Consider the following 25,778-nt stretch of genomic DNA (forward strand, 5'->3'; position numbering starts at 1 on the left):
GTTTTTATATTAAATTTTTATTGGTATGTATAAGGTTTTTTTTCTATTGTTCATTTTTACATTTGCTTATTCTTGTAAGAATATTTCTTCAGAAAAAGAAAATTCAAATAAAATAGTTTCTACTGGTGATGAAATAAAAAAAACACCATTAGAAGAAAGCATAGCTAGGGGAAAATCTATTTATAGTAATAACTGTGCACAATGTCACTTGCCCACAGGTAAAGGCATTCCTAAAGTTTATCCGCCACTTCGAAGATCAGATTGGTTAACCAAAAAGAGAACCGAAAGTATTCAGGCGGTAAAATATGGATTAAGCGGAGAAATTACCGTAAACGGGAATACTTATGATAATATCATGACCCCAATGGGATTATCAGACCAAGAAGTAGCCGACGTATTGAACTATGTCATGAATACTTGGGGAAACAAACAAGAAAAAATGGTATCTTCGGAAGAAGTTTCTCAAGCAAAAAAATAAATTCCTTTTTCATGAATTCATCAGCACTTCAACAAAATTATGGCGGTTTATTTCAGCCCGAATTGGTAGAAGAAATTAATAAAGTCGCTATTTTTCGGGAGGTAAAAGCCGGTGAAGAACTTATAAATGCAGGCGATTACATCAGATCGATGCCATTAATCTTGACCGGAGCGATTAAAATTTTGCGCGAAGATGAAAATGGAGATGAATTGTTGCTGTATTTCTTAGAGAAAGGAGATACGTGCGCAATGACCCTAGCTTGCTGCATCGGAAATAAAAAGAGTGAAATTAAAGCTGTTGCAGAAACCGACGCTACACTTTTAATGATTCCCATTCAAAAAATGGAAGAGTGGTCTTCTAAATACAAAAGCTGGCGTAATTTTGTTTTCGATAGTTACCATCACCGTTTAATGGAGGTACTTCAATCTATTGATAATATCGCTTTTTCAAAATTAGATGATCGTTTAATAAAATATCTTCAGCATAAAAAGAAACTTTCTAATAGCAATTTTATAGAGATTACCCATCAAGAAATTGCTAGAGATTTAAACTCTTCTCGTGTAGTTATTTCCAGATTGCTTAAAAAATTGGAAAACCAGCACGCCATCGAATTACATCGAAATTCCATAAAATTATTAGCTGTGTAACATTTATCACTATGTCTTACTTTTCTTTTCTATAGTTTTGTTGGCAGAAATGAAAAAATAGCAAATGTTAATTAGCATTTTAGGTTTTATCGCAGCATTAATCATCGGGATAGTTTTAGGGCTTACCGGTGGAGGTGGTTCAATATTAACGGTTCCTGTTTTTGTTTACTTATTGGGTATTGATCCGGTTTTAGCAACCGGTTATTCTTTATTTGTAGTCGGTATATCCTCTATGTTTGGCGCCATTAAAAACTTACAAAAAGGTTTAGTGAGTTTTGGTACATCACTCATCTTTGCTATTCCGGCAGTAATAGCTGTATTTTCAACACGTAAATTTATCATTCCTGCGATTCCAGAAATCATTTTTCAAAATCAAGATATTTTACTTACCAAAGATGTCGCCATTATGGTGTTTTTCGCCATTTTGATGTTGGCGGCTTCTTTTTCGATGATTTTAGATAAAACTAAGAGAGTTATTGATGTAACCCGAGAAAAACCAAAACCAACCAGTTATTTCAGTTTAATTTCTTTAGGGGTTTTAACAGGAATTGTTACAGGTCTAGTAGGCGCAGGTGGAGGTTTCATTATAGTACCTATTTTATTGTTTCTAGCAAAACTTCCTATTAAAAAAGCAGCCGCCACCTCATTATTTATTATAGCGATAAACTCTTTAATAGGCTTTTTGGGCGATGCTTTACAGATAGAAATCAATTGGGTTTTTCTTCTTTCTTTTTCAGCATTTGCAATTATTGGTATTTTTATCGGAATATATCTGAATAAATTTATAGATGGTCCCAAATTAAAAAAAGCTTTTGGTTGGTTGGTGTTAGTGATGGGAATTTATATTTTTTACAAAGAAATGATGATGTAAGATGAAAGAATTTTGGAACGAAAAATTTAATACTACAGAATATATCTACGGAAAGTCTCCGAATATTTATTTAGCTGAAAAATTAAAACAATTACAAGTCGGTAAAATTTTATTTGCTGCTGAAGGCGAGGGGAGAAATGCCGTTTTTGCTGCTAGAAATAATTGGAAAGTCGAAGCCTTCGATATTAGTAATGTTGCAAAAGAAAAAGCGCTTCAATTTGCTGAAGCGAATAATGTAGCGATCAATTATTCAACACAAGATTTTCTTGAAATTAATTATGAAGAAAACTCTTTCGATACCATTGCCTTAATTTATGCGCACTTTGAAAAATCTAAACGAGCCTCCTATTTTAAAAAAATAAACCGACTTTTAAAAAGCGGTGGATATTTAATCGTAGAAGGTTTCGGACAAAAACATCCAGATTATCAGGAAAAGTATCCCAAGATTGGAGGGCCTAAAAACACTGATCTTTTATTTTCTGTAGAAGAATTTAAGGAAGAATTTACCAATTATAATTTTCTAGAACTTCAAGAAGTTGAAACCAGTTTAAATGAAGGTGAAAAGCATGTAGGCAAAGGTTCTGTAGTAAGAATGTTTGCTCAAAAAAAGTAAAAATTTTAGAGATACGATAAGAAATTTTCAATGTAACTCCAGTTACTTACATAAGTGTAGATATTGTGTATTTTTGTTATCTGTTGATAGAAAAATGTTAGAAAAGTATTTAAAAATAATAAGCGATTCGTTTACCGGTTATTTCAACTATTTGTTGAGTGAAATAACTCATCCGTCGTGGACTAACTATTTCTATTGGCTTATTGGATTATCGCTATTGGTTTGGGCTTTGGAAATATTTATTCCTTGGCGAAAAAATCAGCCTATTTTCAGAAAAGGATTTTGGTTAGATAGCTTTTATATTCTCTTTAACTTTTTTCTTTTCTCTTTGGTAGGTTACAATGCTATTTCTAATGTGGGAGTCGAATTGTTTAACGATTTTCTCGCTCTGTTTGGCATCAAAAACATCGTCGCGATTGAAGTACAAAATTTTCCTGTTTGGCTACAATTGCTAATTATGTTTGTGGTGGCAGATTTTATACAATGGAATGTTCATAGGCAATTACACAAGCAACCTTGGCTGTGGAAGTTTCATAAGGTACATCACAGCGTAAAACAAATGGGTTTTGCCGCACAGTTTCGCTTTCATTTTATGGAAACCATTGTGTATAAAAGCGTACAATATATTCCGCTGGCGATGATTGGTTTTGGGATTGAGCAATTTTTTGTGGTGCATATGTTTTCAGTTTTTATTGGTCATTTAAATCATGCCAATTTAGGGTGGAGTTATGGTTGGTTGGGTTATATTTTAAACAACCCAAAAATGCACATTTGGCATCATTCAAAAGAATTTCCCCAAGATCGTCCCTATGGAATGAATTACGGATTAAGTTTGAGTATTTGGGACTATTTGTTTGGAACGGCTTATATTCCCAAAAATGGAAAGAATATAGAATTAGGCTTTGTAGGAGATGAAAATTTCCCGGAAAGTTTTCAAAAACAGTTGATGTACCCGTTTCAGCATCAACAAAAAACAACACAAAAATAAAATATAAAATCTTTACAGATGAATATAAAACAATTTAACGATAAAGCGCTAGCTCATTATAGTTATGCCATCATTTCTGAAGGAAAAATGGCCGTAGTAGATCCTGCAAGAAACCCGATGCAGTATTATCAATTTGCTGAAGAAAATAATGCAAAAATTGTAGCGGTTTTCGAAACGCATCCGCACGCAGATTTTGTGAGCAGTCATTACCAAATACATAAAGAAACCGGAGCGACCATTTATGTAAGTGAATTGTTGGGAGCCGATTATCCACACCAAACGTTTGATGATGGAGACGATTTTATGATGGGAAAAATAAAATTTTCTGCCATTAATTCTCCTGGGCATTCTCCCGATAGTATTACCATTTTAGCGGAAGAAGATCAAGAGAAAGCAATGTTTACCGGTGATACCTTATTTATAGGCAACGTAGGTCGACCAGATTTACGTGAAAAAGCAGGAAATATGCAAGCCAAACGAGAAGAGTTGGCCAAGCAAATGTATCATACGATTAAAGATAAATTTACACATTTACCCGATGAAACTTTGGTGTATCCTGCACACGGAGCCGGATCACTTTGCGGTAAAAATATGAGTGATGCTTCTTCTTCTACTTTAGGAAATGAGCGAATGGGCAACTGGGCTTTTAAAGAACAAACCGAAGAAGAGTTTGTAGAAGAAATTTTAAAAGACCAACCCATGATTCCGCATTACTTTGGATTTGATGTTGATACCAATAAAAAAGGTCCCGATAACTATCTGAAAAGTATTGGAGAAGTTCCTGTTTTATTAAATGTAAGTGAAGTAGAAGCCGAAGCTATAATTGTCGATATTAGAGCTGAAGAAGAATTTAAAGCGAATCATTTAACAGGAAGTTTTAATATTCAGGGAATTAGGGAACCACAAAAGCTAGAAACCTGGTTAGGAGCAATTGTACAACCGGAAGAAGCATTTTATTTGGTAGTTCCTTCGGTAGATATGATGGAAAACGCTTTAAGTAGAATGGCAAAAATTGGTTATGAAAAGCAATTAAAGGCAGTAATAACTTTAGCAGGTAATTTAAATTCTTCAGAAGAAATAAATCTGGAAGAATTTAAAAACAACCAAGAAGATTATACCATTGTAGACATTAGAAATGTACCTGAGGTTGAAGAAAATAAACCGTTTGAAAGTTCTATTAATATTCCGTTGCACGAGTTAAGAGAAAGAGCAAATGAAGTCCCAACCGATAAGCCTATCGTGGTGCATTGTGCTGCCGGTTACAGAAGTGCCGCAGGAAGTAGTATTTTAGATCGTGAAATTGATAAGGTAAGTGTTCTCGATTTAAGCGATGCGATTAAAGATTTTATGTAATTGTAAATTCAAATCATATCTGTTAAAAAGCCAAACTAACTAATTTAGTTTGGCTTTTTATTTTATAACAATAATATAAATAGATATTTTATAAATCTTTATTTCTTAAAAAGTTTCCATCCGAATCAAAGACAAGTTCGGCGCCACTTTTCATTTCAATTTGGTGCCCGTCATCATCCATTTTCCAATCGGTGACGTAATCATCTTGATATCGGTTTTCTAAGAAAAATTTCATTTTCTCAGGGATCAAATCGTATGGTACTTTTTCTTCCCCTGAAATTTGAGTTGGTTCACCTTTTTCATTAAAATCGATTTTCGTTCCGTTCTTAAATTTTACCTGATAGCTATCCTCTCCAGAATTAGGATCTGCATTTACTTTATCAATCTCGTGTCCGGCATAATTTACTTTTACAATTTCTAAAGCTTTGGTTGGTAATTTGTCTAAGTTTTCTTGAGCTTGTCCCACAAGAACTGCGCTTAAGGTTAGAATCCCTAATATGATCCATTTTCTCATCATTCATTAATTTTATGGTTTTACATTATTAAGATAGAATAGTAATAAGGTTTTGGTTATTAAGGTTTTGTGAATTTGAAGAAACTTAACAATTTTTGCTAAAGAAGTATTAAGTAACTTGAGTTACAGAATTGTTCATTCTTATCTAGCATATTTGTATAAAATTTTATGACTATGAATTGGATTTTAGAACCTTGGCCGTGGTACATCGGCGGCCCGGCAATTGCTATTTTTATGCTATTGCTTTTAATTATTGGGAAGCAATTTGGGATGTCCTCCAACTTAAGATCGTTATGCTCCATCGGTGGTGGCGGAAAAGTAGCTGATTTTTTTAATTTTGATTGGAAATCCCAACGATGGAATTTAACCCTTATGATCGGTGCTGCAATCGGTGGATTTATCTCAGCAAATTATCTATCCGATAACATTGTTCAAATAAATGAAAGTCTTATTCCCCAACTAAAAGAATATGGAATCAATAGTGCAGGAAAAGCCTATTTACCTCCAGAAATTTTTGCATTGGAAAATCTAGACCTTAAAAATGTTATCCTTCTTTTAGGAGGCGGATTATTGGTTGGGTTTGGAGCACGCTATGCCGGAGGTTGTACATCGGGCCACGGAATTTCAGGCTTAAGTAACCTACAGCTTCCTTCATTAATAGCTATCGTAGGTTTCTTTATTGGAGGTTTAATAATGGTGCATTTACTCTATCCATTTATTTTTTAAAATTAAATTAAAACTGTTTCCTTGAGCTTGACTGCCGTTAGGAAGTCGGAGTCGAGAGGTTATCAAAATATTATTCAAAATATTATTCAAAATGAAAACATTACTTTATTTATTCCTCGGTACCATTTTTGGGATCATTATGTATAAATCTGAAGCTGCATCTTGGTTTAGGATTTACGAAATGTTCAACTTTGCCAGTTTCCATATGTATGGCATTATGGGATCTGCCGTTGTCATCGGGATGATTGGCGTACAATTCTTAAAAAAGAAAAATGTAAAAGCTATTGATGGTTCAGAACTTTCCTTAAAGCCTAAAGAAAAAGGAATTTCCAGATATCTATTTGGCGGAATCATTTTTGGTTTAGGTTGGGGCTTGGCAGGTGCTTGCCCAGGACCCATGTATACCTTGGCCGGAGTTGGTTATGTTTCAATATTCATTGTAATTCTTGGAGCTATTTTGGGAACTTTTCTTTATGGCTTACTTCGGAAAAAATTACCCCATTAAAAAAACTCATAATCACGTTCAACTTTTGCAATTCTAACTCTATAAGCAGCATACCATTCGTTCTTACCTAATTTTTGAGCCAATTGGTGTGCTGTATTTTCTTTCCAGTTTTTTATACTTTCCAAATCTTTCCAATAAGATACCGTAATCCCAATTTCTTCACGGGCACTTTCCATTCCTAAAAATCCTTTTTGTTTCTGTGCCAGCTTAAGCATTTTATGAGCCATTTCTTCATAAGCTAAAGACTTCTTTTTCAATTTAGAAGTGAAAATGACTGCATAATAGGGAGGTAGTGGTAATTTAGAGCTCATTTTTTTGAGTTTTAGAAAATTCATATTAAAAACAAATTCTGAAAAAAAATGCGTTTATATTTTTATATATTTACAAATCATCAAAAATAAGTCTATTTATTTATCGATATGGATAAAAATTATAAAGTAAAAGTTAATGGAGATGTTGAGCTTGAATTTAACTTAGATGAAATTCAAAATCTCGATGCACAGCCACTTCCCAATCAAAAATATCACGTACTTCAAGAAAATAAATCGTTTAAAGCAGAAATTGCTAAAAGTGATTTTTTAAATAGAAAATATACCGTAAAAATTAATTCTAATTCATACGAAGTAGATATTGCTAATGAACTTGATTTACTTATCGAAGAAATGGGATTATCGTTGGGTAACGCGCAAATGGTAAACGACATTAAAGCACCGATGCCCGGTTTAATTTTAGAAGTAAATGTAAAAGAAGGTGACGAAGTAAAAGAAGGCGATTACTTATTGGTTTTAGAAGCCATGAAGATGGAAAATGCTTTAACCGCACCTAGAGATGCCGTTATTAAATCAATAAGTGTTGAAAAGGGACAAACCGTTGAGAAAAATCAACTTTTAATTGAAATGGAATAAAACTCAAGTTATCGAATTATGAAAATTATCACATTGAGCGGAGTTAAAATGTATAGCATATCAAATGTTGAATAAACGCTGAATGACAGAAGATAACAAGAAGAAAAACTACAATCAATAATGAGAAAAATATTAGTTGCCAATCGGGGAGAAATTGCTTTACGGGTGATGAAGTCCGCTCAAAAAATGGGAATCAAAACCGTAGCGATTTACTCAACGGCAGATAGAAATGCACCACACGTAAAATTTGCAGATGAAGCAGTTTGTATAGGGGAAGCACCATCCAATCAATCCTATTTATTAGGCGATAAAATTATAGAAACTGCCAAAAGCTTAAATGTCGACGGAATTCATCCAGGATACGGGTTTTTAAGTGAAAACGCCAAATTTGCAAAAGCTGTAACAGATAGTGGGATCAAGTTTATAGGTCCTAAGCCACACGCTATAGAAATTATGGGAAGCAAGCTAGCCGCAAAAGAAGCGGTGAAAGCTTATGACATTCCTATGGTTCCCGGTATTGACGAAGCGATTACAGATACCGAAAAAGCTAAAAAAATTGCTAAAGAAATAGGTTTTCCTATTCTTATTAAAGCTTCTGCCGGTGGAGGCGGTAAAGGGATGCGTGTTGTGGAGAGCGATGAAGTTCTAGAAGAACAAATGAAACGTGCCATAAGCGAAGCCGAATCTGCTTTTGGAGATGGTTCTGTATTTATTGAAAAGTACGTGGCTTCTCCGCGACATATAGAAATTCAGGTGTTGGCCGATGAACATGGAAATACGGTTCATCTTTTTGAAAGAGAATGCAGCATACAGCGACGTCACCAAAAAGTAGTAGAAGAAGCTCCATCGGTAGTGTTGGATAATGCTTTACGAAAAGAAATGGGAGAAGCAGCTGTTCGAGTAGCTAAAGCTTGTGATTATGTTGGCGCAGGAACGGTTGAGTTTTTGTTTGATGAAAGCCGAAATTTCTATTTCTTAGAAATGAATACCCGATTACAAGTAGAACATCCGGTAACCGAATTAATTACAGGTATAGATTTAGTAGAAGAGCAAATTAAAGTAGCTCGTGGTGAGGAATTAAGTTTTACACAAGAAGATTTAAATATTACGGGTCACGCATTAGAGTTAAGGGTTTATGCGGAAGATCCGTTAGATGATTTTTTACCAAGCGTTGGTAATTTAGAAAAATATGTAATTCCTGAAGGCAAAAACATTCGCTTAGATAATGGTTTTGAAGAAGGAATGGATGTGCCTATTTATTACGATCCAATGTTGGCAAAATTGGTCACCTACGGTAAGAGTAGAGAAGAAGCTATTCAATTAATGATCAAAGCGATTGATGCCTATCAAATTGAAGGTGTTTCAACCACGTTACCGTTTGGTAAATTTGTTTTTGAACACGAAGCTTTCCGGAGTGGAAATTTTGACACCCATTTTGTGAAGAACTATTATTCTGCAGATAAGCTTCATGCCAAAACGGAAGAAGAGGCAAAGTTAGCAGCTATTATTGCCTTAAGACAATATTTAAAAGATCAGCAACAACTGCGTTTACCAATTACAGAATAGTAAGATTTCTATACTGTGCTTGCCTGTGGTCAGGAAGGCGTAGTCAAGAGATTTTATAGTTGAAACATTCTATTCAAAAAGAAAATTAAATGAGTCAAAAAAATATAGATCAGCTTCAAGAAAAAATTAAAAATGCCCATTTGGGTGGTGGTGAGAAGCGAATTGCCAAACAACACGAAAAGAAAAAACTAACCGCAAGAGAGCGTGTAAATTATTTATTAGATGAAGGTTCTTTTGAAGAAATTGGGATTTTAGTCACTCACCGAACCACCGAGTTTGGGATGGACAAACAAAAAATATATGGTGATGGAGTCATCACCGGCTACGGAACCATTAATGGTAGGTTAGTGTATGTGTTCGCGCAAGATTTTACAGTTTTTGGAGGTTCGCTTTCAGAAACACACGCTGAAAAAATATGTAAAGTGATGGATTTGGCGATGAAAGTAGGAGCACCGATGATTGGTTTAAACGATTCTGGTGGAGCGAGAATTCAAGAAGGCGTGCGATCTCTTGGTGGTTATGCCGATATTTTTCATCGTAATGTAAAATCTTCTGGAGTAATTCCACAGATTTCAGCCATTATGGGACCTTGTGCGGGGGGAGCCGTTTATTCTCCGGCAATGACAGATTTTACGCTAATGGTACAAGATACCAGTTACATGTTTGTGACTGGTCCAAACGTGGTGAAAACCGTGACTAATGAAGAAGTAACGTCTGAAGAATTAGGAGGAGCGAGTACTCATTCCACTAAATCGGGAGTTACCCATCGGGTAGCTATTAACGATATTGCTTGTTTAGAAGATATAAAAAAGATGATCGGCTATATGCCGCAAAACAATCAGCAAGCGCCAGAAAAGTTACCTTATGAATTGGGAGACGAACTTCGCCCGAAATTAGACGAATTAATTCCTGATAGTTCCAACAAACCTTACGATATGCACGAGGTAATTAATGGGATTATTGATGAAGATTCTTTCTTTGAAATTCATAAGGATTATGCTGAAAATATAATTGTTGGTTTTGCTCGCTTAGGAGGAAGAAGTATTGGCATTGTTGCCAACCAACCAATGAGCCTAGCGGGGGTTTTAGATGTAGATTCTTCTAAAAAAGCAGCACGTTTTACTCGTTTTTGTGATTGTTTCAACATTCCGTTATTAGTGTTGGTAGATGTACCTGGATTTTTACCGGGAACCGATCAAGAATGGAACGGGATCATCCTTCACGGAGCCAAATTATTGTATGCGTTGAGTGAAGCTACCGTGCCAAAAGTTACCGTGATTACTCGTAAAGCTTATGGTGGTGCTTACGATGTAATGAACTCTAAACACATTGGAGCCGATTTAAACTTTGCTTGGCCAAGTGCAGAAATTGCAGTTATGGGAGCAAAAGGAGCCAGTGAAATTATCTTTAGAAAAGAAATTAGCGAAGCCAACGATAGCGAAGCAAAATTAGCTGAAAAGGAAGCCGAGTATGCTGAATTGTTTGCTACTCCTTTTGAAGCTGCCAAACGTGGATTTATAGATGAAGTGATTATGCCACGTGATACCCGTAGAAAATTATTGAAAGGGTTTAGTATGTTAGAGCATAAAAAGGTATTACGAGCGAATAGAAAACACGGTAATATTCCTTTATAGTTTTTACTCTTATCTCTGCTGAACTTGATTAACTAACGTTGAATCTTTGTTTTCAGCATCTCATAAAGAAACTACTAAAATTTTCCAAAACCGATGAGTTGTTCCTCATCGGTTTTTTATTTTCCTGCTATGAGAAAATTTAAAAAGATAGTTGTTGTTGATGAAACCAAAATGAATACTTCAACTTTAGAAGAATTAAATAAATATGCTAATGAAGTTGAAGTGTATCACGACGAACCCACATCAGAGGAAGTAAAAAGCAGGGTAGAAGATGCTGAAGCCATTATTGTTTCTTGGCGAACCCAAATTTCAGAAGAAATAATCGATGCCGCCAAAGATTTGAAATATATTGGAATGGCGTGTTCGCTATATGATGATGAATCTGCTAATGTAGCTGTTAATTATGCACAAGAAAGAAATATAGAAGTCAACGGAATATTTGATTATGGAGATCCCGGAGTCATTGAGTTTGTAATTTCTGAGGTAATCCAATTATTACACGGTTTTGGAGAGCACCAATGGCAAGAACAACCACTAGAGTTGAGCGGTCAAAAATTTGGGATTATTGGTTTAGGAACAACAGGTAAACTATTGGCAAAAGCCTTAGAAGCTTTAAATGTTGAGGTTTATTATTTTAGTAGAACTAGAAAACCAGAATTTGAAAATGCTAAGCTTAAGTATTTAGAATTAGGTGAGTTGCTAAAAACTTGTGATATTATTTCTATTCATCTTCCTAAAAACACAGTTTTGTTAAAAGAAAACGAGTTTAAACAATTTGGAGATAATAAAGTATTAATCAATACTTCACTTGGGTTACCATTTGAAGAGAAATCATTTCAAAATTGGTTAAAAGTGAGAAACAATTACACAATTTTTGATGGTGATGCAACAGCTTATTTACCTGAATCAATAATTAATAGGGAAAATGTTATTGCCTCTCAGAAAAGTGCAGGTTGGTCTCAGCAAACCCAAGAACGTTTGTCTTTCAAAGTCTTACAAAATATACAGAACTTTTTAGAAAGGTAAATCTAAGTTAAGATAGGCTGCTTTTTTGGCATTCCCAAATAATGGCATTACATTTGAGAAAATTGATAGAGTAGGAGTTTTAATCTTTAATTTGTTATTTAGGTAAGAGGAAATAACAATATTGGCTTCTATTATTAAAATCGAAATTAAAATTTAAAAAAGAATTATGTTAAAATCAGTAAAACTCAATTTATTTTTATTTGTAGCAATGTTAGGTACCTTAGGGATATCTGCTCAAACAGCTTCAAAAGATGTATCTGATCAAGATTTGAACAAATTTGCAGACGCTTATCAAGCGGTGCAGATGGAAAATCAAAAAGCTCAGCAAGAAATGGTGGTCATTATTCAGGATAATGGTTTAGAAGTTGCCCGTTTTCAAGAGATCCAACAAGCTCAGACAGATCCTAATACTAAATTAGATGCTACTGAAAAAGAATTAGCTTCTCATAAAGCAATTATTGATAACTTTCAAAAAATGCAACCTGAACTGGAGTCTAGAATGGAAGAAGTTATCAATGATACAGGGTTAACGATGGAGCGTTACCAAGAAGTTGCCGCTGCAATACAGGCAGATCGTGAACTTCAGCAAGAACTTCAAGCCATTATGGTTAAAAAGACACAAGGAGGAGCACCCGCTGCTAACTCTAAAGGTTAATTAGATAAAATTATATCTTACTAAAAAAGGATGGTTTTTTAAAAACCGTCCTTTTTTTATTTTAAAAGTTCTCTTTAGATGGATATAGTTTAAAGGTTTATGCTGCTTGATAATTGAATAATTTCTTTTTCCGTAAAAACAGGCTTCGTTAAAGGGGAAATTTTATGGAGGTGTAATTAATTTAAATCAATCCAATATCTTTTGATAAGGCTATTAATTGGTAAGTATTTTTTGCCCCTAGGTGTATTTTTAATCGGCTTACTCTTTTCTCTATAGAACTTAAACTGCTAGGGCTAATATTTTTTGATTTGAACAGTTTACTTATTTCTTCCTGAGAATATCCTTCAGCCAAATAATTGAGTAATTTTATGTCAAAATCGTCTATTTCCAATTGGTCATTTCCCATTTTATTGGCTATTTGAGGAGAAAGATAAATATTGCCGCTCCAAGTTTCTTTTATAGCTTCTTCCAATTCTTTCAAACCTGTCCTGTCCTTACAAACATAAGCATCAATCCCCATATTCATTAAATTCTTAATTTTCGTAGGACGGTCTTCTATAGAAAAAACAATAATTTTTAAATGAGTATGCTTAGCTTTTAAAGCTGCTATAAGTTCTTCCCCTTTGGTATAATTTTCTTCTCTATGACTTGCTTTAAATGATAAATCTGTGATTAAAAGTTCATAAGGTTGTTTATCATTGATAGCTTTTTTTACTTTTAAATAAGCTTCATCACAGTATTGTACTTGGGTAATGCTAGATATACCTAGTTTTTTTGAGAGTTGGGCTATTCCTTCATTTATGCTTGCTAAGTCTTCGGCTATAATTATTTTTGAATACATAAATTTAAATAATAATCTTGGCTTTAAAGCCTTGGTTAACGTTAGATTCAAAGGTAATATTTCCTTTCATGGCTTTTATACGGGATTCCGTATTTAGGAGTCCATTTTTCTTTTTTAGTTTAGTCCCTTTGCCATTATCAGTATAAGTAATAATTATTTTTTTCCCTTTTTTATTAAAATCCCATAGAACCAGATTGGCTTGGCTATGTTTTTTCATATTTGTCATAAGTTCTTGTGTAACCCTATAAATTGTATTTTTTTTAAGTGCAGGGACTTTTGTCCAATCAATTGTAGAGGTGTTTTTTGTAATAATGCGGAGTATGGGGGTTTGATAGTTTAAAAACATTTCTTTGAGCAATTGCCCAAAATTTTCATTTTCAGGAAAGGCTTTATATTGATGTGAAATATCACGGGAATGATGATAGATATCTTCCAATTCATTTAAAATTTGCTCGTTTACCTGTGAATTATTTTCAAGTTTTACCAGAAATTGATAAATATCGTTAGCTACTTCATCATGAACTTGTTTTGCAATTCTTGATTCTATTAAAAAAACTTGTGCTTCCTTTTCTCTACGATGCTTCATTTTTTGAAAGAAATAAATGGCCGCTGCAATCAGTAAAATAATTATACCTATTGCTCTGTAAATAATGGTTTTCTGCTCTTCTTTTGCTTTTTCAATTTCTAATTTATCGGCTTCCTTTTCTACTTTGTTAATTTGATATTGTAGGGAAAGGTATTTGTTATTAATAGAATTCTGAATACTTTCTAAACTATCCCTAATTTTTAAATAGGTTTCTGCTTCTTTAGAACCACTTAATTTTAAAATCTTATAAAGCGCAGCTTCTTTATATTTCAAATTATTAAATTCATTAGCTATTTGCTTCGCTTTTTCTAAGTATTGTTTCGCTTGTAGGTTTTGTTTTATACTTGTATAATATTCACTTAGATGTAGGTAGCTGGTGAAAATCCCTTCTTTATCTTGAAGTTTTCTTCTTAATTGAAGAGCTCGTTGTAAATACGAAAATGCTTTTGACGGTTGAGAATTAATTAGAATATGACCTAAATTATCTTGACTGCGTGCTAGGTTTTCCTGATAACCTTTTAAAGAGCTAAGTTCTATAGCCTTTTTATAATAACTAATGGCTAAAGAATCTTTATTTAAATCTTTGTAAATATTTCCAACATTATTAAAAATAATCACTTTTTCAGCTAAACCTGTTTCCTCCAAAGCTTTTTCATAAAAGTACAAAGCAGATTTATAAATACCCATTTCCCTATAAAGCTTACCTAAATGATTATATAAAGTGTTTTGATAGACTTGTAAAATAGGAGTTGGTTTTACTCCGTCTGCAAGTTGTAGTGCTTTAATAGCTGTTTGCTCACTATCACTTAAAAAGCCTAATTTATATTGGCTTCTTGATAAATAGATAAGGTTATAAATTTGGGTAAGTTTAGAAGCATTTTTTTCATCCCTTATTTGTTTTTTCTGAAGGTAATGAAATGCATTTAAAAGATTTTCTGCATTTGAAGATTTGTTAATGAGCTTTACATAATAGGAAAGACTATCGATTGAAGATGTTTTTTTTATTTGTGATTTACATCCTAAGGATAGCCCCAAAATAAAGAGGAATGAAACTATAATCTTTTTCATTCCTCTAAAATACAGTTTTAAATATTAAAAATAAATTATTCGTTTATTCACCATCTTCTGGTGGCGGTGGCGGTGGATCTATATCTCCGTCTTCATCACAGCAAGGAGTTTCATCGTCGCTATCTGTTGCTTGTTCCGTATTCAAAACTTGATCTTCCAAGGCTTCCGGTGTACAGGAAAAAAATGCTAGATTAAGGAAAACCGTAAGGACTATTACATATATTTTTTTCATTTTTATAGAATTAAAAATTTGACATAGGCTCCCCATTCCCATAATTTGGGTATTGCTTTAGGAGCATTATTTAAAGAGGGGAAGACGTCATTCCCCAGTGAGAAGTGAGGAGGAAATTGGTCAAGGAATTTGAACTACTTCTCTAAGTTAAATGCCTTGCATTTTATCCTCTGTAAGATGGTTTTCGCAAAGTCCCTGCGAATAGGACTTGAACCAAACTTGAAGCAAATGAAGGGAGAAATCACAGTAATGTTTGGAAATAGGGTGGATAGTAATAGGAAAGCTTTTGGAAATAATAATCCAATGTTTTTCCAACTAATATGAAAGGATTTAAATTTTGTAAATACTTATAATATGGCACATAAATACTTGATTATAGAGGCTTTTAATAAGGCCGGAGAAGAACTGAAAAAACAAGGTTTAAAAAAACCTTCGCAACAAAAAAGAGCTGAGTTGCTTTCAGATTTTGTAGATGAAAAAGAAGAACTTTTTCTAAATGAAAGAAGTTATCGTGATTATTATACAGATGCGCTTAAAAAAGCAGGAAAAGTAGAGAAGGATATTTCTATTAAACAATTTAAAATTATTAAAGGACTGGCTAATTATTTAGGGTATACTACCTATCAAGAATTTTCTGCAGCGTACACTAAAAAAGAAAAGGGAAAATTACCTTTGATGATATATAATTTACAAAAGGAAGGAAGAGTTGTTTTTATAGGAGTGATTATTTTGTTAATCGGAATAGGCATGTGGTCTTTCACTTTTATCGAAGATCCTAAATGGATGGCTTGGCAAGAAGATCATTATGAAGAAGCCGCTTTCGATAAAAAGTTATTTAATGAGGGTAGGCTTAAAATCTATAACCAAGATATGATAGACAATTTTAAAAAAGTAGAAGTGAATTGTCAAACCACTTTTTTTGATGAAAAAGGTCGTCCAAAGATTTGGTATTATAAAAAAAGTGATGGTGAATTAGAATATTTTACCAAACCTGGACTTCATCCCGTTGTAGGAGAAACTTTAAAGAAAATTACGTATTATATGATTAATGAGCATGTCTGCCCTTAGGAATAAGAAGTTTAAAACTAGATAAGTTGAAAATTGAACAAGAAAGTTATTTTACTTAGAGTTATTTTTACTGAAGTATAAAAGTTGTTTTTAAGAAAAAAATAATGATGGTTTTTCGGAAAGAGCATTCACACATATAAAGTTGTGATAAATTTCTTTTTGGCCTTATGATTGATGTATGGAATTTTCTTGGAAAATTGTAACACGAAATATTTCCAAACTGGAATTTTCTTGGAAAAAGCCTTCCCTAACGGTTTTACGCTAGGGGTAAGGATTCAGATTTTAATGAAAGTTAAAAAGTTGAAAACACTATGAAGATTTATTCCATTAACTAAAAAGCCATCTCCTTCAAAGATTAAATCCTTTTTTTGTTTCTACTTTAAAGTCTATTTTCTATTCCGAGAGTTATCTCGAAATTAACTAGATAAAAAGATGAACTGTTGTTTAGTTCATCTTTTTTAAATTATAGCTTCAACTTCTTAAGGTAGCAGCGATACGTAATGGATTATCCAAAGCATCCAATATATCTATCACAGATGAAAAAACCATATCTGCATTAATGAGTGTTTTTACAGAAGCTCCTTCTTTTTGTAATACGATCATACTTAGTGCTGCTTCCTTTAGCATTAAAGCATCATTCAGTCCATTACCAATGGCAATCACTTTAGCTGCATTAAGTTTGGTAACAAACTCCTTTTTGTATTGTTGCTGTATTTTTTCTTGGACAATAATACATTCGCAGCGTACTTCTTTTAGACTTTCTCTTGCGTTTCCAAAATTATCACCGGTTACCACATAAATTTTTATATCATCGGCCAGAGAATTTAATTTTTCTTTTATGCCGGGTAACAGCTTTCCATCAATGGCCAGCGTACCATTGTAATCCAAAACAAGGTATTCAGCTTGTATTGTTTCTCTATTGGGAATTTCAAATTTTAACATGTTTAGGAATCTAAAATTTCATATTGAAAAAATGTTTTATAGTGCGTTCTTAAATGCTTTTAAGCCTGCAAATTGGGCAGATTTACCTAATTCGTTTTCGATACGCATGAGCTGATTGAATTTCTCAACCCGTTCTCCACGACATCCGCTTCCGGTTTTTAAATGCCCTGCATTAATTCCTACTGTTAAATCTGAAATAAAAGTATCTATGGTTTCACCACTTCTATGCGACACAAAACAATTGTATGCATTTTTATAGGCCAGTTCTATCGTCTCTAATGTTTCTGTAACTGTTCCTATTTGATTCAGCTTGATAAGGATAGAATTTGCAACTTCCTTATTGATTGCTTCCTGCAATATGCGCTTATTGGTACAGAAAATATCATCGCCTACAAGTTCAACTTTGCTACCCAGTACTTCTGTTAAGTTTTTCCATCCTTCCCAATCATTTTCAGCCAGTCCGTCTTCAAGTAATACAATGGGGTATTGCTTTACCCAACTTTCCCAAAGCTTGACCATATCATCACTGCTTACTAATTTTTGTGAACTTTTAAAAAATTTATAGCTGCCATTTTCCCACATTTCGCTGGAAGCAGGGTCAATACAAATACTAACATCGTTGCCCGCTTTATATCCCGCTTTATGAATCCCTTCCAAAATCATTTCAACAGCTTGTTCATTGGATTTTAGATCAGGGGCAAACCCACCTTCATCACCAACGCCGGTACTAAACCCTTTTGATTTTAAAACTACTTTGAGGGCGTGAAAAACTTCTTCTCCCATACGTATTGCTTCGGTAAATGATGATGCATTGTGAGGGGCAATCATGAATTCCTGAAAATCAATTGTATTGTCTGCATGTTTACCTCCATTGATGACATTCATACAAGGAACCGGCATAATGTGAGCATTACCTCCTCCCAAGTATTGATATAATGGAATACTTGAACTTGTTGCTTTTGCTCTGGCAAAGGCCATAGAAACACCCAGGATGGCGTTTGCCCCTATGTTTGATTTATTATCTGTTCCATCAAGTTCCATGAGGAAGTAATCGATCTCTTTTTGACTATTAAAATGTTTATTCTCAATCGCCTTTGCAATCGTGGAGTTCACATTCCCAACAGCTTTTAAAACGCCTTTCCCGCCGTAGCGTTTTGGGTCTCCATCCCTGATTTCTACGGCCTCCCTTTCTCCGGTTGATGCACCACTTGGAACCATAGCCCTAGAAGTTGTTCCATCTTCTAATTTTAAATTTACTTCAACTGTTGGATTTCCTCTTGAATCAAGAATTTCGATTGCTTCAATTTTTTGAATTTTCATAATTAAGTCAATAGTTTGTTTTATTTATCGTTTTATAGCAAAAATTAAAGTCAAATTTGGCAGTAAATTGATTGATTTTCGGGTTTTACTTTTATAGCTATTTTAGAATTACTACTAATCTAAGGTATTTTTAATTGCTTTAAAAGTATTTGTAGTCAAAGGAGTATAAAATTCAATACCATCTTATAGTAAAAATTTGATGGTGTTCACTTCCTGATTTATGGATATAGGCTAGGTTGATTCCCAGTATATTATATTCGTGTTAAAAGTGAAAAAAGCTTTATATTAAATTTATTTATAGTTAACCGTAATCCCTGAAGAAAAAGAAAATAAACCGAAGTTTTTTAATTGATTAGTTGATGAAAACAAAAAATCCAACCACACTTGTGATTGGATTTCTATTTGTCGGGATGAGAGGATTCGAACCTCCGATCTCGCGCCCCCCAGACGCGCACTTTAACCGGACTAAGCTACATCCCGAAAATTTGGACTGCGAATATAAGAATTCCATCTAATTTCAGTCAAATTTATATGTAAAAATATTAATCCTTTAGAAGGGCTATTAATTATTTGTTAAACAAGATTTTCACTTGATCAATTCACTAGCATTGAACGAAATTTGCAAAATGCAAGAAGATTTTACCATCAGAAATAAGAAACGTGAAAAGATAATTCTATTGGTTTTAGGGACTTTAATTGCATTGGGTCCTTTTTCCATAGATATGTATCTGCCTAGTTTTGATAGTATAGCTAAAGAATTTACTACGACTAAAGCTCAGGTAGGCTTTTCGCTTACCAGTTATTTTATTGGGATTTCTTTTGGCCAATTAGCTTATGGCCCCATAATGGATAAGTTTGGCAGAAAGAAACCATTACTAATTGGGTTAGTAGTTTATATTGTTTCGGCAATAAGTTGCTTTTATTCTCCCAATTTGTATTGGCTAATTATATCTAGGTTCTTTTTAGCAATAGGTTCATCGGCAGGAATGGTAGCTTCAAAAGCAGTGGTGAGAGATATTTTTCCTCCTCAGGAAGTAGCAAGGGCCATTTCTTTCTTAATGTTAATTATGGGAGGAGCACCTATCATTGCACCTACTATTGGTGGAATAGTGATTACTCATTTCTCTTGGCACATCATATTTTTAATATTGGCAGTATTTGCTGTGCTTATGTTTATAAGTGTAACTAAGTTTTTACCGGAAAGTATTGAACCAGATAAAACTGTTGATTTAAAAATAGGTCAAGTTATCAATAAGTACAAGGGTATATTGGAAGATAAAATTTTTCTTACGTTTTCCTTTGCAGGAAGTTTAACCATTGGAGCTATGTTTGCTTATATAAGTAACGCACCTAGTTTATTTATGGATAAATTTCACTTAACCGAAAGTCAGTTTGGATGGTTGTTCGGGATGAATGCAGCAGGTTTAATCATAGGTAGTCAATTAAACAGATTGGTTCTTAAAAGAGCGACCACATTTGCCGTTACCCTAATTATTGGTTTTATACTGGTTGCTTTAGGGGTGCTATTTTTAATAAATGGCTATTTAATAGGAAACTTTTATACAACTGTTATTTTATTGTTCTTTATTTTATTTTTATTAGGATTTCAAAACCCTAATACTACTGCACTATCCTTATTTCCATTTACCAAAAGGGCAGGAAGAGCTTCTGCTCTGGTAGGAAGTTTAAAAATGATTTTTGGGGCAATAGCTTCTTTTATTATTAGTAAATTTACGGGGCCAAGTTTAATTCCCTTAGCCACCATAATTTTGGTGTCTTTGACGTTGAGTTTACTTTTATTAATTAGATTTAAAGCCAAAGAAAAAAGAGCTTTGGTGATGATTTCCCGCTAATTAATAATCAAAATCATCAATATACATTTTTTGGTGAGTTGGCGTGTTCTCGTTGCTTTCTCCAAATTCAATAATATGATCTGAAAGGGGATAGGCAAATCTTCCTTCAGCTTGATTTAAGGCTGCTTGCAATAATGGTTCTGTAGGTTCGCCTAAAATACCTAAATTTTCATAATCTTCCCCAATTTCAATATTTGGGGTTAATCCATTAAAATAATCGGTAAAACCATTGGCATTAACCGTTTTTAAAATTAAGGGTTGCATAGCGTACTTATGACCAATATTAGCATTTGTTCTTGAAAAATTTGGAGAATCATAAAGCGTGACCGATCCTTGGTATTTTCCTGTTGTGGTAGTACCTACCTGAATTACGTCAATATAAGGTCTTAAAGAAGCAATTAATAATTCACTGGCAGAAGCCGTGCTACCGGTTGTAATTACATAAACTTTATTTAAGTTTAAACTGTTAATAGTTCCACCAGTACTTATTCTATTATTGAAATAACGTTCTTCATTTTCGAAATTATCATTATAAACCTGAGTGGTAAATAGTTCACCATTAAATTGTCCGGTAACCATACTCGCCAAATCGTTACTGGTCTCTACACTTCCTCCGCCATTGTATCGTAAATCGATGACAAGATCATCAATATTCTCTGCTTTAAAATAAGCAAATGCATCATTTAATTCATTGTCATAATTACTGGTAAACCCATTATACATTAAATAGCCTATCTTTTTATTGGCATGATCTATAGTCTTTCTTATATATACAGGATTCTCTGTATATTCATATTTTGTTAACGTATATTCTTCGTCTAATGGAGTTAAATTTCCATTTTCATAATTCGCTAAACCAATAGTATAGGTATATGGACTAAATAATTCTCTATAATTATTTGCAGTTATTTCAATACCATCTACCCGGTTAAATATCATTCCTCTTTTAATTCCTTTTTCAGCAGCAGTTGTATTAGGTAAAACATAACGTACATAACCAAAAATAGCTCCGCTATCTTCATTACGAATTAAACCATACTCCATTCCATTGGTATAGCTTGTTCCTTGTAAAGCATCTTCCAATACTTCATAATCAGAAACAATAAAGCTAAATCTATCTTCAGGCTCGTAAATTAAATCGTAGAATAAAGTCTCTGGAGATTCAAAACTTTTCAGAAAATTATCTAATTCGGTTTCATTCGCATAGGTTTGTCTCTGTAACGCAGGAACATTTGGCTTATAGAGATAATAAATATTGAGTCCTCTCCATATAAAATTTTGTATTTCTTTAGTAGAAGAAGGAATAATCTCATCATCCCGATCATCAAAACATGAAAGGAAAGAAAATGTAGTAAGACCTATAAGTAAGAAGAGCGCAAATTTATTTTTCATCATTGCAATTTAAAAGTATAACTCGAAAATACTCACAAAATTATAAATTGAAAATTTATTGTAACAAAATTTAGAGTAGTTCGTCACCATAGTGTAGAGCAAAAGTAAAAAAGAAATGAACCAACAGGAGTTTTTAGTTTTTATAAACCCCATAAAAGATAAAATGTATCGGCTATCGGTACGCTTATTGGTTTCTAAAGAAGCAGCGCAGGATGCGGTTCAGGAAGTTTTTGTGAAACTTTGGAATAAAAGGGATACGCTTCAAGATTATGATAATGCTCATGCTTTTGCAATGACAGTTACCAAAAATCACTGTCTAGATCAATTAAAATTAAAGAAAAACAATAATCTAAGAATTGTACATAGTAACTATGAAGATGAAAGTAAATCACTCCAAAAACACTTAGAAGCTAAAAATGAATTAGAACTTGTTGCTGGAATCATTAAGGATTTATCAGAACAGGAACAAACCTTAATTCAGCTTAGGGATATAGAACAACTGGAATATGACGAAATTATGGAGATTACCGGGATGAAGTCAACAGCTATTCGTGTCGCTTTATCCCGAGCACGAAAAAAAATTAGAAAAGAAATTATAAAAAAACATCGCTATGGAACTGTCTAACATAAAAAAACTACTAGATAACTATTTAGAGGCAGAAACTAGTTTGGCTGAAGAAAAAGAGCTCGAAGCTTATTTCCTTTCTGGAAATGTAGCTCCAGAATTAGAAGAGTACATTCCGCTTTTTAGCTTTCTAAAATCTGAAAGGAATATCTCAGCTTCAGATGAAATAGAATTTAAAATGCCTTTTGAAGAAAAGAAACCCATTAGGTTTTCTATTTACAAATGGGTCGGTATTGCTGCAAGTATAGCCATTATAGCTTCGGTGTTTTTATTCCGTAACCATCAGAAAAATACACTTACAAAAGCAGAACCTGTAGCCTATGAATTGGCAATGCAAAATACCCAAGACCTATTACTAATGATGACCGACGCGGTAGTAAACGGAAAAAAACAATTGAGTTATTTAAAAGAAATCAACCAAACTAAAAATCAATTAATAAACAAATAGTCCTATGAAAAAGTTAATCGTAATTATTGTCCTTGTATTGGCTCCCATAGTTACCCAAGCGCAAAGCTTTAGTAAATATGCAGATATGAAAGGGGTAAGCTCTATGGTAATGACCAATGAGATGTTTAAACTCTTGGCCGATATAGATTTTGAAAGTGAAGATCCTGAAGTAAAACGTTATATCCAGCTTATTGAAAACCTTGAAGATATTAAAGTGTTAAGTACAAATGATGTAAGTATTTCTGGGGAAATGGAACAAGATGTAAAAAGTTTTCTGGCTTCTTCTTCCATGAGCAAATTAATGAGCTTTAAAGACGACGGAAAAGAAGTGAATTTTTACTCTAAACCCGGAAGTAAAAAAGGATCTGTTAGTCAATTGTTTATGTTCTTAAATGGAAAGGAAGATGGGAAGCCTATGACAGTTATCATGTCCATTACAGGAGATATAGATTTAAAAGAAGTCTCTAAACTGGCAAAAGACCTTGAAGTACCCGGGGCAGATCAATTAGAAAAAGTTGAAGAAAAATAAAAAATTGCTATGAAGAAGATAAATAAAATAATTCTGCTGATGATGGCTGTGTTAGCTGTTGCTTGTAACTCAGAACCTACCTTGCAATCGTACTATGTAGATCATCAGGAAAACGACAACTTTGTGGTTTTAGATGTACCTTCCAGTTTATTTCTAGGAGATAACAGCAATCTTTCAGAAGAAGACAGGAAAGCCTTAAAATCAATTAGAAAAGCAAATGTATTGGCCTTTCCGGTTAATGATAGAAATACGGAAGCTTATCAAAACGAAAAAGCTACTATAGAATCCATTTTAAAAGATAAAAAATATAAAGTTTTAATGAAATTGGGGAGTTCTGGTAGAAACGTAAAAGTGATGTATTTAGGAGAAGAAAATGCCATAGACGAAGTTATTGTTTATGCCAATGACGATACAAAAGGTTTTGCAGTAGCCCGTTTATTGGGGGACGACATGGATTTTTCAGCCTTGATGAAGTTAATGAAATCTGCTTCTAAAGGGGATGTCAATGTTAATTTGGATGTTCTCGGTGATTTTGGAAAGGAAATAGAAGAGAAATCAGGAAATAAATCATCGGAGTTTTAGAGTTAAGATAGGTGAGGTGATAGGTTTAAACTAAAAACTAGAATTTCCTTAAACACAAAGCGGGTCATTATGACTCGCTTTTTTTATGAAGCTTAACTTTTCTTTATTAGCTGAAATTGTTAGCTTTTTATAAATTTAAAAATAAAAACTCACATGAAATTTTTTATAAACGATCCTCAAAAAGTAGTTGATGAAGGTATAGAAGGCCTTTTAACCGATCCTAAACTTACCAAACTAGATAATTTTCCCGAAATAAGGGTAGTGCTTCGTAAAAATATAGATAAAAATAAAGTCGCCATTATCTCTGGTGGAGGTTCTGGTCACGAACCGGCGCATGCAGGTTTTGTAGGAAAAGGTATGTTAACCGCTGCCGTGTGTGGTGATATTTTTGCCTCCCCTTCAGTAGATGCCGTGCTTTCTGCCATTTTAGCAACTACTGGCGATAAAGGATGTTTATTGATTATTAAAAATTATACCGGCGATCGATTAAATTTCGGACTTGCCGCAGAGCAAGCGAGAGAAATGGGTTACAAAGTGGAAACAGTAATTGTGGGTGACGATATAGCTTTAGGCGAAGACACCGAGCAACGTGGTTTAGCCGGAACTTTGTTTGTGCATAAAGCAGCCGGATATTTAGCTGAAGAAGGAAAATCATTGGAAGAGGTGACAAGCTTGGCTAAAAAAGTAGCACAGCAAATGTATTCCATTGGATTGTCTTTAGAAGAAGGACAGAAGTTTCAAAATCCGGAAGAATCCCGTTTAGATAAAGATGAAGCAGAACTAGGTTTGGGAATTCATGGAGAACCCGGTGTAGAAACTATTTCGATGGATAATGCCGAAGCCTTAATGAAAAAAGCCACAACGCAATTAAAAGAATATTTACCTTCAGCAGAAGCAGAATATGCGCTCATCCTTAATAATTTAGGAAGTGTGACTCCTATAGAAATGAATATTTTACTACATGCTTTTCGAAAATCAGAATTAGCAGCAAAAGTAAAATGCTTAGTAGGACCTTCCCAACTAATGACTTCACTGAATATGAATGGTTTTTCACTTTCCCTTTTACAATTAGATGAAGAAATCAATAAAGCTTTAACCGCCGATGTAGAACCAGCTGCCTGGATAATTAGGGAATTTGGAGATGTTAGTTCCGTATCTAGTCCGGAGCTTCCGGAAACACTTCCATTTGAAGCTACTACCAATGAAAAAGTAGAAAAAAGTTTAAAGACGATAACAGAAGAATTAATCAGTTTAAAAAAGGAATTAAATGAAATCGATGAAAAAGTAGGCGACGGTGATGCAGGTTCTACCTTTGCCGCCGGTGCAAAAAAAATAAAAGAATTAATTCCTCAACTTCCGCTGGATAATTCCGCTGAACTATTCATAAGCATTGGCCGGATTTTAGCTAGGGAAACCGGTGGTTCTAGTGGGGTTTTACTTTCTTTAATGTTCACTCGGGCAGGAAATGCTTATAAAGAAAATGAGCATTTAGGAAAAGCCCTGAATGAAGGATTACAAAAAATGAAAGAATTTGGTGGTGCGGAAGAAGGACAGCGAACCATGATCGATGCTTTACAACCGGCATTTAAAGTTTTAGCAGAAGATGGAAATTTAAAAACCGCTGCTGAAAAAGCCCGTGAAGGAGCAGAAAAGACTAAGAAAATTACTAATACCGACTTTGGACGCTCTTCTTACTTATCTGAAAAATCTTTAAAAGATATTCCAGATCCAGGAGCAGAAGCTGTCGCAAGAGTATTTGAGAAATTAATTGGATAATAAAAAAGCGAGCTATTTAGCTTGCTTTTTTATTT

At 33.7% G+C, this 25,778-nt stretch carries 28 protein-coding genes and 1 tRNA gene; 20 read left to right on the forward strand and 9 right to left on the reverse strand.

Annotated elements, in window-relative coordinates:
- Window positions 1–25: 25 nt before the first annotated feature.
- The 6 genes from FVB9532_RS07345 (at window position 26) to FVB9532_RS07370 (ending at window position 4,950) form a co-directional block, all read left to right on the forward strand.
- Window positions 26–478: a cytochrome c gene (locus tag FVB9532_RS07345; RefSeq protein ID WP_150544562.1), complete on the forward strand. Its 453-nt coding sequence runs from the start codon at window positions 26–28 to the stop codon at window positions 476–478.
- A gap of 11 nt (window positions 479–489) precedes the next feature.
- On the forward strand, window positions 490–1,125 hold the full coding sequence (locus tag FVB9532_RS07350; RefSeq protein WP_150544563.1) for a Crp/Fnr family transcriptional regulator: 636 nt from the start codon (window positions 490–492) through the stop codon (window positions 1,123–1,125).
- A gap of 64 nt (window positions 1,126–1,189) precedes the next feature.
- Window positions 1,190–1,996: a sulfite exporter TauE/SafE family protein gene (locus tag FVB9532_RS07355; protein WP_150544564.1), complete on the forward strand. Its 807-nt coding sequence runs from the start codon at window positions 1,190–1,192 to the stop codon at window positions 1,994–1,996.
- A 1-nt stretch (window position 1,997) separates the two neighbouring features.
- Entirely contained in the window at window positions 1,998–2,609 is a 612-nt protein-coding gene (locus FVB9532_RS07360; protein ID WP_150544565.1) for a class I SAM-dependent methyltransferase, read from the forward strand.
- Window positions 2,610–2,703: 94 nt separating this feature from the next.
- Window positions 2,704–3,597, forward strand: a complete 894-nt coding sequence (locus FVB9532_RS07365) for a sterol desaturase family protein (RefSeq protein ID WP_150544566.1) — start codon at window positions 2,704–2,706, stop codon at window positions 3,595–3,597.
- Between the two features lie 18 nt (window positions 3,598–3,615).
- Window positions 3,616–4,950 (forward strand): MBL fold metallo-hydrolase, encoded by a 1,335-nt coding sequence (locus FVB9532_RS07370; protein WP_150544567.1) that lies wholly within the window; start codon window positions 3,616–3,618, stop codon window positions 4,948–4,950.
- Between the two features lie 88 nt (window positions 4,951–5,038).
- Here FVB9532_RS07370 and FVB9532_RS07375 read toward each other — a convergent pair whose 3' ends face one another.
- Window positions 5,039–5,467 (reverse strand): PepSY-like domain-containing protein, encoded by a 429-nt coding sequence (locus FVB9532_RS07375; RefSeq protein ID WP_150544568.1) that lies wholly within the window; start codon window positions 5,465–5,467, stop codon window positions 5,039–5,041.
- A gap of 171 nt (window positions 5,468–5,638) precedes the next feature.
- Here FVB9532_RS07375 and FVB9532_RS07380 point away from each other — a divergent pair, with 171 nt between their 5' ends.
- Together FVB9532_RS07380 and FVB9532_RS07385 are read left to right on the forward strand one after the other, a co-directional pair.
- Window positions 5,639–6,190, forward strand: a complete 552-nt coding sequence (locus FVB9532_RS07380; protein ID WP_150544569.1) for a YeeE/YedE family protein — start codon at window positions 5,639–5,641, stop codon at window positions 6,188–6,190.
- Window positions 6,191–6,281: 91 nt separating this feature from the next.
- Window positions 6,282–6,695 carry a DUF6691 family protein gene (locus tag FVB9532_RS07385; protein WP_150544570.1) on the forward strand — a complete coding sequence of 138 codons (414 nt, stop codon included), beginning with the start codon at window positions 6,282–6,284 and terminating at the stop codon, window positions 6,693–6,695.
- Here the strand turns inward: FVB9532_RS07385 and FVB9532_RS07390 are convergent.
- Window positions 6,692–7,006: an antibiotic biosynthesis monooxygenase family protein gene (locus tag FVB9532_RS07390; RefSeq protein WP_150544571.1), complete on the reverse strand. Its 315-nt coding sequence runs from the start codon at window positions 7,004–7,006 to the stop codon at window positions 6,692–6,694. The two genes, FVB9532_RS07385 and FVB9532_RS07390, sit on opposite strands and share 4 nt — an antisense overlap.
- 108 nt (window positions 7,007–7,114) lie before the next feature.
- Here FVB9532_RS07390 and FVB9532_RS07395 point away from each other — a divergent pair, with 108 nt between their 5' ends.
- The 5 genes from FVB9532_RS07395 (at window position 7,115) to FVB9532_RS07415 (ending at window position 12,481) form a co-directional block, all read left to right on the forward strand.
- The gene (locus tag FVB9532_RS07395; protein ID WP_150544572.1) at window positions 7,115–7,600 is read left to right on the forward strand and encodes an acyl-CoA carboxylase biotin carboxyl carrier protein subunit; all 486 of its coding nucleotides are present in this window, start codon (window positions 7,115–7,117) and stop codon (window positions 7,598–7,600) included.
- 120 nt (window positions 7,601–7,720) lie between these two features.
- On the forward strand, window positions 7,721–9,166 hold the full coding sequence (gene accC, locus FVB9532_RS07400) for an acetyl-CoA carboxylase biotin carboxylase subunit (protein WP_150544573.1): 1,446 nt from the start codon (window positions 7,721–7,723) through the stop codon (window positions 9,164–9,166).
- Window positions 9,167–9,255: 89 nt separating this feature from the next.
- Entirely contained in the window at window positions 9,256–10,800 is a 1,545-nt protein-coding gene (locus FVB9532_RS07405; RefSeq protein ID WP_150544574.1) for an acyl-CoA carboxylase subunit beta, read from the forward strand.
- 129 nt (window positions 10,801–10,929) lie between these two features.
- The gene (locus FVB9532_RS07410) at window positions 10,930–11,826 is read left to right on the forward strand and encodes an NAD(P)-dependent oxidoreductase (protein WP_150544575.1); all 897 of its coding nucleotides are present in this window, start codon (window positions 10,930–10,932) and stop codon (window positions 11,824–11,826) included.
- Between the two features lie 166 nt (window positions 11,827–11,992).
- Window positions 11,993–12,481 carry a DUF4168 domain-containing protein gene (locus FVB9532_RS07415; protein WP_150544576.1) on the forward strand — a complete coding sequence of 163 codons (489 nt, stop codon included), beginning with the start codon at window positions 11,993–11,995 and terminating at the stop codon, window positions 12,479–12,481.
- Between the two features lie 181 nt (window positions 12,482–12,662).
- Here the strand turns inward: FVB9532_RS07415 and FVB9532_RS07420 are convergent, their stop codons facing one another.
- From FVB9532_RS07420 to FVB9532_RS07430, 3 genes are read right to left on the reverse strand one after another with little or no spacing between them, the layout of a single operon-like run.
- The gene (locus tag FVB9532_RS07420; protein WP_150544577.1) at window positions 12,663–13,322 is read right to left on the reverse strand and encodes a DNA-binding response regulator; all 660 of its coding nucleotides are present in this window, start codon (window positions 13,320–13,322) and stop codon (window positions 12,663–12,665) included.
- 4 nt (window positions 13,323–13,326) lie between these two features.
- Complete coding sequence (locus FVB9532_RS07425; protein ID WP_150544578.1) at window positions 13,327–14,976, reverse strand: tetratricopeptide repeat-containing sensor histidine kinase; 1,650 nt, start codon at window positions 14,974–14,976, stop codon at window positions 13,327–13,329.
- 43 nt (window positions 14,977–15,019) lie between these two features.
- On the reverse strand, window positions 15,020–15,208 hold the full coding sequence (locus tag FVB9532_RS07430; RefSeq protein ID WP_150544579.1) for a hypothetical protein: 189 nt from the start codon (window positions 15,206–15,208) through the stop codon (window positions 15,020–15,022).
- 354 nt (window positions 15,209–15,562) lie between these two features.
- Here FVB9532_RS07430 and FVB9532_RS07435 point away from each other — a divergent pair, with 354 nt between their 5' ends.
- Window positions 15,563–16,276: a hypothetical protein gene (locus FVB9532_RS07435; RefSeq protein WP_150544580.1), complete on the forward strand. Its 714-nt coding sequence runs from the start codon at window positions 15,563–15,565 to the stop codon at window positions 16,274–16,276.
- 471 nt (window positions 16,277–16,747) lie between these two features.
- Here FVB9532_RS07435 and FVB9532_RS07440 read toward each other — a convergent pair whose 3' ends face one another.
- The 3 genes from FVB9532_RS07440 to FVB9532_RS07450 form a co-directional block, all read right to left on the reverse strand.
- Window positions 16,748–17,218: an HAD family hydrolase gene (locus FVB9532_RS07440; RefSeq protein WP_150544581.1), complete on the reverse strand. Its 471-nt coding sequence runs from the start codon at window positions 17,216–17,218 to the stop codon at window positions 16,748–16,750.
- 36 nt (window positions 17,219–17,254) lie between these two features.
- Entirely contained in the window at window positions 17,255–18,538 is a 1,284-nt protein-coding gene (gene eno, locus FVB9532_RS07445) for a phosphopyruvate hydratase (RefSeq protein WP_150544582.1), read from the reverse strand.
- 405 nt (window positions 18,539–18,943) lie between these two features.
- Window positions 18,944–19,018: transfer RNA gene (locus FVB9532_RS07450), tRNA-Pro, on the reverse strand.
- A gap of 146 nt (window positions 19,019–19,164) precedes the next feature.
- Here FVB9532_RS07450 and FVB9532_RS07455 point away from each other — a divergent pair.
- Window positions 19,165–20,391 carry a multidrug effflux MFS transporter gene (locus FVB9532_RS07455; RefSeq protein WP_150544583.1) on the forward strand — a complete coding sequence of 409 codons (1,227 nt, stop codon included), beginning with the start codon at window positions 19,165–19,167 and terminating at the stop codon, window positions 20,389–20,391.
- Here FVB9532_RS07455 and FVB9532_RS07460 read toward each other — a convergent pair whose 3' ends face one another.
- Window positions 20,392–21,783: a GFO_1087 family putative carboxy terminal peptidase gene (locus FVB9532_RS07460; RefSeq protein ID WP_150544584.1), complete on the reverse strand. Its 1,392-nt coding sequence runs from the start codon at window positions 21,781–21,783 to the stop codon at window positions 20,392–20,394. It lies immediately after the preceding gene.
- Window positions 21,784–21,898: 115 nt separating this feature from the next.
- On the opposite strand from FVB9532_RS07460, the gene FVB9532_RS07465 reads away from it, so the two are divergent.
- The 5 genes from FVB9532_RS07465 (at window position 21,899) to FVB9532_RS07485 (ending at window position 25,743) form a co-directional block, all read left to right on the forward strand.
- Window positions 21,899–22,408: a GFO_1088 family ECF-type sigma factor gene (locus FVB9532_RS07465; protein WP_150544585.1), complete on the forward strand. Its 510-nt coding sequence runs from the start codon at window positions 21,899–21,901 to the stop codon at window positions 22,406–22,408.
- A complete protein-coding gene (locus tag FVB9532_RS07470; protein WP_150544586.1) occupies window positions 22,395–22,856 on the forward strand; it encodes a PG0215 family putative anti-sigma factor in 462 nt (153 codons plus the stop codon). Before FVB9532_RS07465 ends, FVB9532_RS07470 begins: the two co-directional genes overlap by 14 nt.
- Window positions 22,857–22,860: 4 nt before the next feature.
- A complete protein-coding gene (locus tag FVB9532_RS07475) occupies window positions 22,861–23,385 on the forward strand; it encodes a GFO_1090 family protein (protein WP_150544587.1) in 525 nt (174 codons plus the stop codon).
- 9 nt (window positions 23,386–23,394) lie between these two features.
- Window positions 23,395–23,967: a GFO_1091 family lipoprotein gene (locus FVB9532_RS07480; protein WP_150544588.1), complete on the forward strand. Its 573-nt coding sequence runs from the start codon at window positions 23,395–23,397 to the stop codon at window positions 23,965–23,967.
- A 153-nt stretch (window positions 23,968–24,120) separates the two neighbouring features.
- Window positions 24,121–25,743 carry a dihydroxyacetone kinase subunit DhaK gene (locus tag FVB9532_RS07485; RefSeq protein ID WP_150544589.1) on the forward strand — a complete coding sequence of 541 codons (1,623 nt, stop codon included), beginning with the start codon at window positions 24,121–24,123 and terminating at the stop codon, window positions 25,741–25,743.
- The last annotated feature ends 35 nt before the right edge of the window (window positions 25,744–25,778 follow it).

The sequence above is a fragment of the Mesonia oceanica genome (assembly GCF_902499555.1).
Classification (GTDB): domain Bacteria; phylum Bacteroidota; class Bacteroidia; order Flavobacteriales; family Flavobacteriaceae; genus Mesonia; species Mesonia oceanica.

Coding starts and splice junctions, on each gene's coding strand:
- FVB9532_RS07410 (WP_150544575.1), top strand. CDS start 10,930: ATGAGAAAATTTAAAAAGATAGTTGTTGTTGATGAAACCAAAATGAAT.
- FVB9532_RS07380 (WP_150544569.1), top strand. CDS start 5,639: ATGAATTGGATTTTAGAACCTTGGCCGTGGTACATCGGCGGCCCGGCA.
- FVB9532_RS07370 (WP_150544567.1), top strand. CDS start 3,616: ATGAATATAAAACAATTTAACGATAAAGCGCTAGCTCATTATAGTTAT.
- FVB9532_RS07385 (WP_150544570.1), top strand. CDS start 6,282: ATGAAAACATTACTTTATTTATTCCTCGGTACCATTTTTGGGATCATT.
- FVB9532_RS07440 (WP_150544581.1), bottom strand. CDS start 17,218: ATGTTAAAATTTGAAATTCCCAATAGAGAAACAATACAAGCTGAATAC.
- FVB9532_RS07375 (WP_150544568.1), bottom strand. CDS start 5,467: ATGATGAGAAAATGGATCATATTAGGGATTCTAACCTTAAGCGCAGTT.
- FVB9532_RS07365 (WP_150544566.1), top strand. CDS start 2,704: ATGTTAGAAAAGTATTTAAAAATAATAAGCGATTCGTTTACCGGTTAT.
- FVB9532_RS07430 (WP_150544579.1), bottom strand. CDS start 15,208: ATGAAAAAAATATATGTAATAGTCCTTACGGTTTTCCTTAATCTAGCA.
- FVB9532_RS07360 (WP_150544565.1), top strand. CDS start 1,998: ATGAAAGAATTTTGGAACGAAAAATTTAATACTACAGAATATATCTAC.
- FVB9532_RS07475 (WP_150544587.1), top strand. CDS start 22,861: ATGAAAAAGTTAATCGTAATTATTGTCCTTGTATTGGCTCCCATAGTT.
- FVB9532_RS07415 (WP_150544576.1), top strand. CDS start 11,993: ATGTTAAAATCAGTAAAACTCAATTTATTTTTATTTGTAGCAATGTTA.
- FVB9532_RS07485 (WP_150544589.1), top strand. CDS start 24,121: ATGAAATTTTTTATAAACGATCCTCAAAAAGTAGTTGATGAAGGTATA.
- FVB9532_RS07390 (WP_150544571.1), bottom strand. CDS start 7,006: ATGAGCTCTAAATTACCACTACCTCCCTATTATGCAGTCATTTTCACT.
- FVB9532_RS07480 (WP_150544588.1), top strand. CDS start 23,395: ATGAAGAAGATAAATAAAATAATTCTGCTGATGATGGCTGTGTTAGCT.
- FVB9532_RS07435 (WP_150544580.1), top strand. CDS start 15,563: ATGGCACATAAATACTTGATTATAGAGGCTTTTAATAAGGCCGGAGAA.
- FVB9532_RS07395 (WP_150544572.1), top strand. CDS start 7,115: ATGGATAAAAATTATAAAGTAAAAGTTAATGGAGATGTTGAGCTTGAA.
- FVB9532_RS07465 (WP_150544585.1), top strand. CDS start 21,899: ATGAACCAACAGGAGTTTTTAGTTTTTATAAACCCCATAAAAGATAAA.
- eno (WP_150544582.1), bottom strand. CDS start 18,538: ATGAAAATTCAAAAAATTGAAGCAATCGAAATTCTTGATTCAAGAGGA.
- FVB9532_RS07355 (WP_150544564.1), top strand. CDS start 1,190: ATGTTAATTAGCATTTTAGGTTTTATCGCAGCATTAATCATCGGGATA.
- accC (WP_150544573.1), top strand. CDS start 7,721: ATGAGAAAAATATTAGTTGCCAATCGGGGAGAAATTGCTTTACGGGTG.
- FVB9532_RS07470 (WP_150544586.1), top strand. CDS start 22,395: ATGGAACTGTCTAACATAAAAAAACTACTAGATAACTATTTAGAGGCA.
- FVB9532_RS07425 (WP_150544578.1), bottom strand. CDS start 14,976: ATGAAAAAGATTATAGTTTCATTCCTCTTTATTTTGGGGCTATCCTTA.
- FVB9532_RS07420 (WP_150544577.1), bottom strand. CDS start 13,322: ATGTATTCAAAAATAATTATAGCCGAAGACTTAGCAAGCATAAATGAA.
- FVB9532_RS07350 (WP_150544563.1), top strand. CDS start 490: ATGAATTCATCAGCACTTCAACAAAATTATGGCGGTTTATTTCAGCCC.
- FVB9532_RS07460 (WP_150544584.1), bottom strand. CDS start 21,783: ATGAAAAATAAATTTGCGCTCTTCTTACTTATAGGTCTTACTACATTT.
- FVB9532_RS07345 (WP_150544562.1), top strand. CDS start 26: ATGTATAAGGTTTTTTTTCTATTGTTCATTTTTACATTTGCTTATTCT.
- FVB9532_RS07455 (WP_150544583.1), top strand. CDS start 19,165: ATGCAAGAAGATTTTACCATCAGAAATAAGAAACGTGAAAAGATAATT.
- FVB9532_RS07405 (WP_150544574.1), top strand. CDS start 9,256: ATGAGTCAAAAAAATATAGATCAGCTTCAAGAAAAAATTAAAAATGCC.